This window comes from Streptomyces sp. PL-29, assembly GCF_058344425.1.
The window spans coordinates 4,868,288-4,880,609 of the sequence record NZ_CP136996.1 but is presented as its reverse complement, the minus strand read 5'-3'; the positions used below and the strand labels follow the sequence as shown (position 1 = coordinate 4,880,609).

The window sequence follows — 12,322 nt, the reverse complement described above, 5'->3', positions numbered from 1 at the left end:
GAGAAACGGGGGCCCCTCCCAGACGGAGTCTGGGGGAGCACCTGCATCGCCTCAGCCGCGACCCGGTCTGGAAAATTCCAGAACGGACCGCGGCTGAGGTCTGCCGAGCCCTGAGGGTCGCCCTCCAGGGCTCGGCGGTGAAACTCCGACGGGCGGTCAGCCCGTTACGGCGCGCAGCCGGACATCCGCGCGACGCTCGGCGGCCGCGTCGGCCTCCGCCTTCGCGCGCTCCAGTGCCCGCTCCGCCCGCTGGACATCGATCTCGTCCGCGAGCTCGGCGATCTCGGCCAGCAGGGACAGCTTGTTGTCCGCGAACGAGATGAATCCGCCGTGCACCGCGGCGATGACAGTGTTGCCCTCGCTGGTACGGATGGTCACCGGGCCCGATTCCAGCACACCGAGAAGCGGCTGGTGACCGGGCATGACGCCGATGTCGCCGGACGTGGTGCGGGCGACAACAAGGGTGGCCCCGCCGGACCAGACATTGCGGTCCGCCGCGACCAGCTCGACGTGCAGCTCAGCAGCCAAGGTGGCTCCTCGGGTCACCACCCGGCGGGTCAGCCGGGTGTTGGGTCAAATTCTAATGGGCGTGGGGAGAGGGACGGGACACACCCGCCCCTCTCCAGGGTCCCTCCCCCGCTTCGGCCGGGAAGGGACCGGCGAACCGGATGCGCTCCTCGCGGAGCGCGCCGGATCAGGAGACGCCCAGCTCCTTGGCGTTGGCCTTCAGGTCCTCGATGCCACCGCACATGAAGAACGCCTGCTCGGGGAAGTGGTCGTACTCGCCGTCGCAGATCGAGTTGAACGCGGCGATCGACTCGTCGAGCGGAACGTCCGAACCGTCCACGCCGGTGAACTGCTTGGCGACGTGGGTGTTCTGCGACAGGAAGCGCTCGACGCGACGGGCACGGTGGACGACGAGCTTGTCCTCCTCGCCCAGCTCGTCGATACCGAGGATCGCGATGATGTCCTGGAGGTCCTTGTACTTCTGCAGGATCCCCTTGACGCGCATGGCGGCCGCGTAGTGGTCCGCCGCGATGTAGCGGGGGTCCAGGATGCGGGATGTGGAGTCCAGCGGGTCCACGGCCGGGTAGATGCCCTTCTCGGAGATCGGACGGGAGAGAACCGTCGTCGCGTCGAGGTGGGCGAAGGTGGTCGCCGGCGCCGGGTCGGTGAGGTCGTCGGCGGGGACGTAGATCGCCTGCATGGAGGTGATCGAGTGACCACGGGTCGAGGTGATGCGCTCCTGGAGGAGACCCATCTCGTCGGCCAGGTTCGGCTGGTAACCCACCGCGGAGGGCATGCGGCCGAGCAGGGTCGACACCTCGGAACCGGCCTGGGTGTACCGGAAGATGTTGTCGATGAAGAAGAGCACGTCCTGCTTCTGGACATCGCGGAAGTACTCCGCCATGGTCAGACCGGCCAGGGCGACGCGCAGACGGGTGCCCGGGGGCTCGTCCATCTGGCCGAAGACCAGCGCGGTCTTGTCCAGAACACCGGACTCCGACATCTCCTCGATGAGGTCGTTGCCCTCACGGGTACGCTCACCGACACCCGCGAACACCGACACACCGTCGTGGTTGTTGGCGACGCGGTAGATCATTTCCTGGATCAGAACGGTCTTGCCGACACCGGCACCACCGAACAGACCGATCTTTCCACCCTTGACGTACGGGGTGAGGAGGTCGATGACCTTGACACCGGTCTCGAACATCTCGGTCTTCGACTCGAGCTCGTCGAAGTTCGGCGCCTTGCGGTGGATCGCCCAGCGCTCGCCGACCTCGGCGTTCGCCTCCGGGTAGTTCAGCACCTCACCGAGGGTGTTGAACACCTTACCCTTGGTGAAGTCACCGACGGGGACGGTGATGCCCTCGCCCGTGTCGGTCACCGGAGCCTGGCGGACCAGACCGTCGGTGGGCTGCATGGAGATCGTGCGGACCAGGCCGTCACCCAGGTGCTGGGCGACTTCGAGGGTCAGCGTCTTGAGCGCGCCCTCCTCGGCCGGGTCGGCGACCTGGACCTTCAGCGCGTTGTAGATGTCGGGCATCGCGTCGACGGGGAACTCCACGTCGACGACCGGGCCGATGACCCGGGCGATGCGGCCCGTGGCAGCGGCCGTCTCAACAGAGGTCGTCATTACTTGTCACTCCCCGCGGTCGCGTCGGCCATGGCGCTCGCGCCACCGACGATCTCGCTGATTTCCTGGGTGATTTCGGCCTGGCGGGCCGCGTTGGCAAGCCGGGAGAGGCTCTTGATGAGCTCACCGGCGTTGTCGGTGGCCGACTTCATCGCACGGCGGCGGGCGGCGTGCTCGGAGGCAGCGGCCTGCAGCAGCGCGTTGTAGATACGGCTCTCGACGTAGCGCGGCAGAAGGGCGTCGAGGACGTCCTCCGCCGACGGCTCGAACTCGAACAGCGGAAGGATCTCGCCCTTCGCGCCGTCCTCCTCCGCAGCCTTCTCAAGGCTGAGCGGCAGCATCCGGCTGTCCACCGCGTTCTGCGTCATCATCGACACGAATTCCGTGAAGACGATGTGCAGCTCGTCGACGCCACCCTGGGCCGTGTCCAGCTGGATGGCCTCGATCAGCGGCGCCGCGACGCGCTTGGCGTCGGCGTAGTCCGGGCTGTCGGTGAAGCCGGTCCACGAGTCCGCGATCTTGCGCTCGCGGAACCCGTAGTAGGCGACACCCTTGCGGCCGACGATGTAGCTGTCGACTTCCTTGCCCTCGGCGCGCAGCCGCTCGGTGAGCCGGTCGGCCTGCTTGATGGCGTTCGAGGAGTAGCCGCCGGCCAGACCGCGGTCGCTCGTGATGAGCAGGACCGCGGCACGGGTCGGCGCCTCGACCTCGGTGGTCAGGGCGTGCTTGGAGTTCGAACCGGTGGCCACCGCGGTCACCGCGCGGGTGAGCTCGGTCGCGTACGGGGTCGACGCCGCCACCTTGCGCTGCGCCTTGACGATGCGCGAGGCGGCGATCATCTCCATCGCCTTGGTGATCTTCTTGGTCGCCGTGATGGCACGGATGCGACGCTTGTAGACCCGGAGCTGCGCTCCCATGAGTCAGGTCCCTTCCGTCGTCACTTGGAGACGTTGACGGCCGGCGCGTCCTCGCCCAGAAGCTTGCCGTCCGAGGTCTCGAACTGCCGCTTGAAGCCGGCGATGGCGTCCGCGATGGAGGACAGGGTGTCGTCCGACATCTTGCCGCCGTCGGCGATGGAGGTCAGGAGGTCCTTGCGCTCGCGGCGCAGGTGCTCCAGCAGCTCCGACTCGAAGCGGCGGATGTCGGCGACCGGGACGTCGTCCATCTTGCCGGTGGTGCCGGCCCAGACGGAGACGACCTGCTCCTCGACGGGCATGGGCTGGTACTGGCCCTGCTTCAGCAGCTCGACCATGCGCTTGCCGCGCTCCAGCGAGGACTTCGACGCGGCGTCCAGGTCGGAACCGAAGGCGGCGAACGCTTCCAGCTCGCGGTACTGGGCCAGGTCGACGCGGAGACGACCCGAAACCTGCTTCATGGCCTTGTGCTGGGCGGAGCCACCGACGCGGGAGACCGAGATACCGACGTTCAGCGCCGGGCGCTGGCCCGCGTTGAACAGGTCGGACTCCAGGAAGCACTGGCCGTCGGTGATGGAGATGACGTTGGTCGGGATGAACGCCGACACGTCGTTCGCCTTGGTCTCGACGATCGGCAGACCGGTCATCGAACCGGCGCCCATCTCGTCGGACAGCTTCGCGCAGCGCTCCAGCAGACGGGAGTGCAGGTAGAAGACGTCACCCGGGTAGGCCTCGCGGCCCGGCGGGCGGCGCAGCAGCAGCGACACGGCGCGGTAGGCGTCGGCCTGCTTCGACAGGTCGTCGAAGATGATCAGGACGTGCTTGCCGGCGTACATCCAGTGCTGGCCGATGGCGGAACCGGTGTACGGCGCCAGGTACTTGAAGCCGGCCGGGTCGGACGCCGGGGCGGCGACGATCGTCGTGTACTCGAGCGCGCCGGCCTCTTCCAGGGCGCCGCGAACGGACGCGATGGTCGAGCCCTTCTGGCCGATGGCGACGTAGATGCAGCGGACCTGCTTGTTCACGTCGCCCGAGCGCCAGTTGTCGCGCTGGTTGATGATCGTGTCGACGGCCAGAGCGGTCTTGCCGGTCTGACGGTCACCAATGATCAGCTGACGCTGGCCACGGCCGATCGGCACCATCGCGTCGACGGCCTTGTAGCCGGTCTGCATGGGCTCGTGCACCGACTTACGGACCATGACGCCCGGGGCCTGCAGCTCGAGGGCGCGGCGGCCTTCGGTCGCGATCTCGCCGAGGCCGTCGATCGGGTTGCCGAGCGGGTCGACAACGCGGCCGAGGTAGCCCTCGCCGACGCCTACGGACAGAACCTCACCGGTGCGCTGCACCGGCTGGCCCTCCTCGATGCCGCTGAACTCGCCGAGGACGATCGCACCGATCTCGCGCTCCTCGAGGTTGAGGGCGAGACCGAGGGTGCCGTCCTCGAACTTCAGCAGCTCGTTCGCCATGGCGGAGGGCAGGCCCTCCACCTTCGCGATGCCGTCGCCGGCAACGCTGACCGTTCCGACCTCCTCGCGCGAGGCCGCGTCCGGCTGGTACGACTGGACAAAGGTCTCCAGTGCGTCCCGGATCTCCTCCGGCCGGATCGTGAGCTCCGCCATCTGGGTTCCCTGCTCTCCTTGTTGGGCCTGAAGCTTCTTAGGGGTCTGGGGGTGACCCCCAGGAATCTTCTGCAAGTTCTGCACGGCCCAACCGGGCCGCTAGGAATGCTTTGTACTTGTGGTGGCTGGTCAGCCGGCCATGCGGCGGGACGCCTCTGCGAGGCGGTCCGCGATGGTGCCGTCGATGACCTCGTCGCCGACGCGCACCGAGATCCCGCCGAGGACCTCGGGGTCCACGTCGAGGTTCAGGTGCATCTGGCGGCCGTACAGCTTGGCCAGCACCGCGCCGAGGCGCTGCTTCTGCACGTCGCTGAGCGGAACCGCGCTGGTCACGGTGGCGACCATGCGGTCACGGCGCTCGGCGGCGAGCTTGGAAAGGGACTCCAGTCCCGCTTCCAGGCTACGTCCACGCGGGTGCGTGACAAGACGGATCACCAGGCGCTCGGTGACGGCGTTCACCTTGCCGCCGAGCAGGCTGCGCAGCAGCTCGCTCTTGGCGGAGGCGGTCGCCGCACGGTCGGTCAGCGCGGCACGCAGCTCGGTGTTCGAGGACACGATCCGGCCGAAGCGGAAGATCTCGTCCTCGACGTTGTCGAGCGCGCCGGCCTGCTGGGCCGCCGTGAGGTCGGCGGTGGCCGCCAGCTCCTCCAGCGAGTCCACCAGGTCGCGGGACTGCGACCAGCGGGACCGGGCCATGCCGCACACCAGGTCGAGGGTCTCCCCGCCGACCTGACCGCCGAGCAGCCGAGCGACCAGCTCGGCCTTGGCCTCACCGGCCTGCGCCGGGTCCGTGATGACCCGACGCAGCGAGACCTCACGGTCGAGCAGCGCGGTGACAGCGGCCAGCTCACCGGCGAGCTTCGCCGCGTCGACGGACGTGTTGTCCGTCAGCGCGTCGAGACGCTCACGCGCGGAGGCCAGCGCCTCGCGGCTCGCTCCGTTCATCGGGCAGCCTCGGCCTTCTCCTCAAGCTCGCTGAGGAAACGGTCGATGGTGCGGCTCTGCCGGGCGTGGTCCTCCAGGGATTCGCCGACGAGCTTTCCGGCCAGGTCGGTGGCCAGCTTGCCCACGTCCTGACGCAGCGCCTGGGAGGCGGCCTTGCGGTCTGCCGCGATCTGGGCGTGGCCGGCAGCGATGATCTCCTCACGCTGCCGCTGGCCCTCTGCGCGCAGCTCTTCCTTCAGCGCAGTGCCCTGCTCCAGCGCTTCCTGGCGCAGGCGCGCGGCCTCGTGCCGGGCCTCGGCGAGCTGGGCCTTGTACTGCTCCAGGACGCTCTGGGCCTCGGTCTGAGCGGCTTCCGCCTTCTCGATACCGCCCTCGATGGACTCACGGCGCTCTTCCAGAACCTTGTTGATGTTCGGGAGGAGCTTCTTCGCGAGGAAACCGAAGACGATGACGAAGGCGATCAGACCGATGACGAGCTCGGGGAGCGGCGGGATGAGAGGACTCTGAACTTCCTCGGCCGCGAGAACCATGAGGTTCACATCAGTGCCTTTCGTCTAGTGGTTGGTCGTGAATCCGAAGATCACGTGCCGTAGACGAACGGCATGACCAGGCCGATGAGGGCGAGCGCCTCACAGAAGGCGAAGCCGAGGATCTGGTTGGCGCGGATCAGACCGGCAGCCTCGGGCTGACGTGCAAGAGCCTGGGTGCCGTTACCGAAGATGATGCCGACGCCGACGCCCGGGCCGATGGCCGCGAGGCCGTAACCGATGGAGCCGAGGGAGCCGCTGACGGCAGCAAGGGTCTGGGACATGCCAGTTCTTCCTTCTCTTTCACGGACCGGTGGGGGTTGGCCACCGGACGAATAAGGGACTCAGGGGGTGGCGGTCAGTGGTGTTCGGCCAGCGCGCCCTGGATGAAGCTGCAGGCCAGGAGGACGAAGACGTACGCCTGGACGGCCTGGATGAAGAGCTCGAAGGCCGTCATCACCAGCACCATGACGAACGAGACGCCGGCGTAGGCGATGCCGATGCCGTTCAGCAGGTACCAGCTGGCGATCGTGAAGAGCAGCAGCAGGGTGTGACCGGCGAACATGTTCGCGAACAGTCGGACCGCGTGGGTGAAGGGGCGGACCAGGACGTTCGAGAAGAACTCGATGACCATGACCATCGGGAGGACCGGGCCGAGCGACTTGTCGTAGCCGGTCAGGTTCTTGAAGCCCCCGACGAAGCCGTGACGCTTGAAGGTCACGCTCATCCAGATCACGTACACGATGGCTGCGAGGGCCACGGGGTACGCGATGATCGAGGTCACCGGGAACTGGGCGAGCGGGATGATGGACCAGAGGTTCATCATCCAGACGAAGAAGAAGATCGAGACCATCAGGGGGACGTACTTCTCGCCCTCCTTCTTGCCCAGCGTCTCGTAGACGATGCCGCGGCGCACGAAGTCGTAACCGGCCTCGGCGACCATCTGGAGCTTGCCCGGGACGACCTTCGGCTTCCGGAACGCAGCCCAGAAGAACCCGACGATGATGATCGAGCCCAGCAGGGCGAGAAGCATCGTCTTGTTGAAGTACAGGCTGCTGTCCGCGTCACCGAAGATCGGCTCGAACAGGAACGAGTGCAGGCCGGGAGCCGGGAAGCCACAACCGTCGAAGATGTGGCAATCGGTCTCGAAGGCGAGCACCGTCGTCGGGTCAGCACTCACCGCGGGCTCCTTCAGCGTGGCGCATAGGTACGGCAACCTCGTTGTGTCGGCGCGGCGCACAGCCGCTGTTCGGCACTGGACTGGTGTTACGGATGATGGGGCGGCGATCAGGCATCGAGCCTCGCGATGGGACAGGCGTCAGCTCAGATGCCCGCGCCCGCAATGCCGCAGTTGGCACCGGACGATAGCAGGATCTCGAACGCTCACTTATCCCGGCCCTACCCTTCACGACTTCGGTCCCGGGTTTTCGGGCTTGTCGCCCTTCACCGAGTCCGGTTCGACGTAAAGGATCTTGGCCTTCATGTGAGCACGCGTCTGCGCGGCGATCCACACCAGGGTGGTGGCGACGAGCGTGATGGCGAAGGCCTTGGGGTTGAACAGCGTGGTGTTCTTGAACGCTGCGACGAAGACGAAAAGCAGCAGGATCTGGGCCGTGTAGAGCATGAGCCCCATGGCCTGAAAGAGGTGCGGAAGCGATTTCGCCGTGCGCTGCAGGACGACGAACCCGATGCCCATGAACAGGATCACGACCAGCGTCGCGACGACCGCTCCGACCACGCCCTTGCCGCCGACGACAAGCCCACTGATCAACGCGGCGAGTACGCCGGCGACGGCCGTGGGCACGGCGGCTTGCAGAAGGGATCGGACGTCATCTGACCGCATGGCGGTTTGCTCCGCGTGGTGGTGGGGGCACTGGACTCGTACGGGACGAGCGTAAGCCCGGTCCGAGAGAGAACCTCGGGCCAAGGGACCGTCGCACTACGGTCCTTCGGCTCTGTCGCCGGGTTTAGTGAACGGTATCACAAACTATTTGATGAGAGCTTTACCTGCCCGGTGTGCCGACTGTCACACATGAGAGTGACCCTGCGCGTGTGTGCGCGACAGGGGGGCTGGTTGTCTGCTAATGGACTTCCATGTCGGACATGTGAAGCAGGGGTCAGCGAGCGGATTCAGCCTTACGCCGCTCGGGGAAGCGCGAACGGGGGCCCACCGCGGTCGCGCCGTTGACGCCCGAGACGCCTGCGGCGATCGGCCCGGCGGGCTTCTGCTCGGCTCCCGACGCGTCCTGCAGGGCGGCCTCCGCCGCCGCCTCGGCCGCGCGCGCGGAGTGCCGGTAGCGGGGCGGGACCAGACGTTCGGCCCAGGCCGGCGTACGGGGCGTGAAGCGCGGCAGGAGCAGGAGGAAGAGCCCCACCGCGCTGAGCACGGCGATCACGAGCACGATCCACATCGCGGTGGAGTGCACGGAGTAGGCCACGGTGCCGAAGGCGATCAGGCCCGACCAGAAGTACATGATCAGGACGGCGCGGCTGTGCGAGTGGCCGAGTTCCAGCAGTCGGTGGTGCAGGTGCCCGCGGTCGGCCGCGAACGGCGACTGGCCGTTCCACGTACGCCGCACGATGGCCAGGATCAGGTCCGCCATCGGGATCGCAATGACCGTCAGGGGCAGGATCAGCGGGATGTAGGCGGGCAGCATCGCATGCGTCGCGTTGCGCTCACCACCGGCGAACAGGGCCAGCGCGTCCGGGTCCACCTGCCCCGTCAGGGAGATCGCCGCGGCGGCCAGGACCAGACCGATGAGCATCGACCCGGAGTCGCCCATGAAGATCCGCGCGGGGTGCATGTTGTGCGGCAGGAAGCCCAGGCACATGCCCATCAGGATGGCGGCGAAGAGGGTCGCGGGGGCCGCGGACTCGATCCCGTAGCCGAACCAGATCCGGTAGGCGTACAGGAAGAGAGCGGCCGCCGCGATGCAGACCATGCCGGCGGCGAGGCCGTCGAGGCCGTCCACGAAGTTCACCGCGTTGATGGTGATCACGACGAGCGCCACGGTGAGCAGGTTGCCCTGCCACTGGGTGAGCGGGACCGTGCCGATGAAGGGGACCGGGATCCACAGGATCGTCAGTCCCTGCATGACCATCACACCGGCGGAGATCATCTGCGCGCCGAGCTTGATCAGGGCGTCGATCTCGAACTTGTCGTCCAGTACGCCGATCAGCCAGATCAGGGCGGCACCGGAGAGCAGGGCGCGCGGCTCGTTCGACTTCTCGAAGACCGCGTTGAGGTTCTGCAGGTGATCGGCGACCAGCAGGCCGGCGCACAGGCCGCCGAACATCGCGATCCCGCCGAGGCGCGGCGTCGGCTCGCGGTGCACGTCGCGGGCGCGGATCTCCGGCATGGCCCCGGCCGCGATCGCGAACTTCCGCACGGGCCCGGTCAGCAGGTAGGTCACCGCGACCGTGACGCAAAGCGTCAGCAGATATTCACGCACTGGCTGCCCCAGAAGTATCGCCGGCCATCTCAGCCCCACACATTAGCTGCGATGCCCCCTCCACCGAGGACGCGAGGGGTCCGTATACCGGTTCCACTACACCCCCCTTGCCCCGTTTACTCCCCGTAAGGGGGAAATCCTGCTGTGAGCTCGCCGACCTCCGTACGTGTCTGCGCGGCTTCCCCGCGCAGCGCGGTCGCGAACAGCTCCGCGATCCGGAGCATCTCCGGCTCCCCCATCCCCTGGGTGGTCGCGGCGGCCGTCCCCATCCGGACCCCCCGCTGGTCTCCGTAGGGCAGCACGCACGTGTCCAGCACGATCCCGGCGGCGGCCAGCCTGCCGCGGGCGGTCGGGCCGTCCACGCCCAGCGGCGCCGGGTCGGCGGTGATCATGTGCGTGTCGGTGCCGCCGGTGGTGATCATGAACCCGCGTTCCTCCAGCGCCCCGGCCAGTACCCGGGCGTTGGCCACCACCCGGTGGGCGTAGGTGGCGAATTCCGGTCGGGCCGCTTCGCCGAAGGCCACCGCCTTGGCGGCGATGGTGTGCATCTGCGCCCCGCCCTGGGTGAACGGGAACACCGCCCGGTCGACGCGCTCGGCGAGCTCGGCGCCGCACAGCAGCATCCCGCCGCGCGGCCCGCGCAGCACCTTGTGCGTGGTCGCGCAGACGACGTCCGCGTACGGGACCGGACTCGGCGCGGCCCCGCCGGCCACCAGCCCCATGGGATGCCCGGCGTCGGCGATCAGATACGCCCCGACCTCGTCGGCGATTTCCCGGAAGGCCGAGTACTCGGGGTGGCGGGGATAGGAGATGGACCCGCACACGATGGCCCTGGGGCGGTGCGCACGGGCAAGGTCCTGCACCTGCCGGTAGTCGATCAGGCCGGTCCGGGGGTCCACGCCGTACCCGACGAAGCTGAACCAGTGGCCGGAGAAGTTGGCGGGCGAGCCGTGGGTGAGGTGCCCCCCGTACGGCAGCCCCATCGCCAGCACGGTGTCCCCCGGCCGCAGCAGCGCCGCGTAGGCGGCCAGGACGGCCGAGGAGCCGGAATGCGCCTGCACGTTCGCGTGCTCGGTCCCGAACAGCGCCTTGGCCCGCTCCACGGCGATCTGCTCGGCCATGTCGGCGTACTCGCACCCGCCGTGGTAGCGGGCGCCCGGGTAGCCCTCGGCGTACTTGTTGGCGAGCGGGGACCCCAGCGCCGCCAGGACGGCCGTCGAGGTGAAGTTCTCCGCCGCGCTCAGCTGCAGCGTGCCGGCCTGCCTGCGGCCCTCCCCGGCGAGTACGTCGGCCATCTGCGGGTCCTGCCGGCGCAGCAGGTCCGTGGGCTGGGTGATGACGCTCATGGCGCGACTCCAGGGGGATACCGGGTACCAGCCACTGTAGGCCCGGCCCGCCCGTCACGCCTCGCGGCGCAACCGCCCCGCCGCGCGGTGCGCCCCGCCGGGGTCAGCGACGCGCCGCCACACCCGTCAGGGCCGTCACCACGGGGTCCAGCGCCTGGTTGATCTCGTCGCCGATGGAGCGGAAGAAGGTGATCGGCGCACCGTACGGGTCGTACACCTCGTCCGCGTCGGGCGACGGTGCCAGCAGCCACCCGCGCAGCGCTGCGGCGGCCCGTACGAGGGCCCGCGCCCGCTCCGCCATGCCGTCGTCCACCGGCGGCAGCGTGGCCGGGTCTATGGCCCTGACCAGCCGGGTGAACTCCTTCAGCGTGAAGGTGCGCAGCCCCGCCGAATGCCCCATCGAGATGACCTGCGCGCGGTGGTCCCGCGTGGCGGTCAGCACCAGGTCGGCACGTATGACGTGCTCGTCCAGCAGCTCGCGGCCGGTGAACCCCGAGGTGTCGGCCCCGAAGTCCTCCAGTACGGCGGCCGCGTTGGCCTCCATCGGAGCGCCCTCGTGGCCCCAGGTGCCAGCGCTCTCCACGATGAGGTCGCCGCCGACCGGACCGCCGAGGCGGTGCGAGAGGGCGTGCCGGGTGAGCCGCTCGGTGATCGGAGAGCGGCACACGTTGCCCGTGCTGACGTGGAGTATGCGGAAAGTGCTTCCCCCTGCTATGCCACGCCCCTCAGGGCTCACGGGGCGACCTCGAGGTCGGGTACGACCTCCCGCAGCTGGCCGGCGCTCAGCGCTCCCTCCCGCAGCAGCACGGGCACCTTCCCCGTGACGTCGACGATCGACGACGGCTCGATGCCGGGCGTCGGGCCCCCGTCGAGGTAGACCGACACCGATTCCCCGAGCATCTCCCGCGCCGCGTCGCAGTCCTCGGGCGCCGGATGCCCGGAGAGGTTGGCCGAGGACACCGCCATCGGGCCGACCTCCGTCAGCAGCTCGATGGCGACGGGGTGCAGGGGCATCCGCACGGCCACGGTCCCCTGGGTTTCGCCGAGGTCCCACGCCAGCGAGGGCTGGTGCTTGGCGACCAGCGTCAGCGCGCCGGGCCAGAAGGCGTCGACGAGCTCCCAGGCCTGCTCGGAGAAGTCCGTGACGAGGCCGTGCAGGGTGTTCGGGGAACCGATGAGCACCGGGGTGGGCATGCCGCGGCCACGGCCCTTGGCGGCGAGGAGGTCGTGCACGGCCTCCGGGCTGAAGGCGTCTGCGCCGATTCCGTACAGGGTGTCGGTGGGCAGCACGACGAGCTCGCCGCGGCGCACGGCGGATGCGGCTTCGCGCAGGCCCGTCTTGCGGTCCGTTGCGTCGTTGCAGTCGTATCGCCGGGCCATCA

At 68.6% G+C, this 12,322-nt stretch carries 13 protein-coding genes; all 13 read right to left on the bottom strand.

Annotated features, from left to right (window positions below; all coding sequences use genetic code 11):
- Window positions 1-156: 156 nt before the first annotated feature.
- Window positions 157-528 carry a F0F1 ATP synthase subunit epsilon gene (locus R4Z63_RS22655; protein WP_037927938.1) on the bottom strand — a complete coding sequence of 124 codons (372 nt, stop codon included), beginning with the start codon at window positions 526-528 and terminating at the stop codon, window positions 157-159.
- A 166-nt stretch (window positions 529-694) separates the two neighbouring features.
- The gene (gene atpD / locus R4Z63_RS22650) at window positions 695-2,137 is read right to left on the bottom strand and encodes a F0F1 ATP synthase subunit beta (protein WP_384445500.1); all 1,443 of its coding nucleotides are present in this window, start codon (window positions 2,135-2,137) and stop codon (window positions 695-697) included.
- On the bottom strand, window positions 2,137-3,054 hold the full coding sequence (locus R4Z63_RS22645; RefSeq protein WP_037927931.1) for a F0F1 ATP synthase subunit gamma: 918 nt from the start codon (window positions 3,052-3,054) through the stop codon (window positions 2,137-2,139). Before R4Z63_RS22645 ends, atpD begins: the two co-directional genes overlap by 1 nt.
- 20 nt (window positions 3,055-3,074) lie before the next feature.
- Window positions 3,075-4,670, bottom strand: a complete 1,596-nt coding sequence (gene atpA, locus R4Z63_RS22640; protein WP_037927930.1) for a F0F1 ATP synthase subunit alpha — start codon at window positions 4,668-4,670, stop codon at window positions 3,075-3,077.
- Between the two features lie 129 nt (window positions 4,671-4,799).
- Window positions 4,800-5,615, bottom strand: coding sequence for a F0F1 ATP synthase subunit delta (locus tag R4Z63_RS22635; RefSeq protein WP_384445498.1), 816 nt, complete (start codon window positions 5,613-5,615; stop codon window positions 4,800-4,802).
- Window positions 5,612-6,145: a F0F1 ATP synthase subunit B gene (locus R4Z63_RS22630; protein WP_384445610.1), complete on the bottom strand. Its 534-nt coding sequence runs from the start codon at window positions 6,143-6,145 to the stop codon at window positions 5,612-5,614. The genes R4Z63_RS22635 and R4Z63_RS22630 overlap by 4 nt, the downstream gene beginning before the upstream one ends.
- A 50-nt stretch (window positions 6,146-6,195) precedes the next feature.
- Window positions 6,196-6,426 carry an ATP synthase F0 subunit C gene (atpE, locus tag R4Z63_RS22625; protein ID WP_028804225.1) on the bottom strand — a complete coding sequence of 77 codons (231 nt, stop codon included), beginning with the start codon at window positions 6,424-6,426 and terminating at the stop codon, window positions 6,196-6,198.
- A 74-nt stretch (window positions 6,427-6,500) separates the two neighbouring features.
- Window positions 6,501-7,337, bottom strand: coding sequence for a F0F1 ATP synthase subunit A (atpB, locus tag R4Z63_RS22620; protein WP_384445608.1), 837 nt, complete (start codon window positions 7,335-7,337; stop codon window positions 6,501-6,503).
- Between the two features lie 210 nt (window positions 7,338-7,547).
- Window positions 7,548-7,985: a Cg1360 family ATP-synthase-associated protein gene (locus R4Z63_RS22615; RefSeq protein ID WP_384445496.1), complete on the bottom strand. Its 438-nt coding sequence runs from the start codon at window positions 7,983-7,985 to the stop codon at window positions 7,548-7,550.
- A gap of 274 nt (window positions 7,986-8,259) precedes the next feature.
- Window positions 8,260-9,606: an MraY family glycosyltransferase gene (locus R4Z63_RS22610; RefSeq protein WP_063890651.1), complete on the bottom strand. Its 1,347-nt coding sequence runs from the start codon at window positions 9,604-9,606 to the stop codon at window positions 8,260-8,262.
- A gap of 104 nt (window positions 9,607-9,710) precedes the next feature.
- Complete coding sequence (glyA, locus tag R4Z63_RS22605) at window positions 9,711-10,940, bottom strand: serine hydroxymethyltransferase (protein WP_384445494.1); 1,230 nt, start codon at window positions 10,938-10,940, stop codon at window positions 9,711-9,713.
- 103 nt (window positions 10,941-11,043) lie between these two features.
- Window positions 11,044-11,676, bottom strand: coding sequence for an arsenate reductase/protein-tyrosine-phosphatase family protein (locus R4Z63_RS22600; protein ID WP_384445492.1), 633 nt, complete (start codon window positions 11,674-11,676; stop codon window positions 11,044-11,046).
- Window positions 11,673-12,320, bottom strand: a complete 648-nt coding sequence (locus R4Z63_RS22595; RefSeq protein ID WP_037927914.1) for an L-threonylcarbamoyladenylate synthase — start codon at window positions 12,318-12,320, stop codon at window positions 11,673-11,675. The genes R4Z63_RS22600 and R4Z63_RS22595 overlap by 4 nt, the downstream gene beginning before the upstream one ends.
- Between the last annotated feature and the right edge of the window lie 2 nt (window positions 12,321-12,322).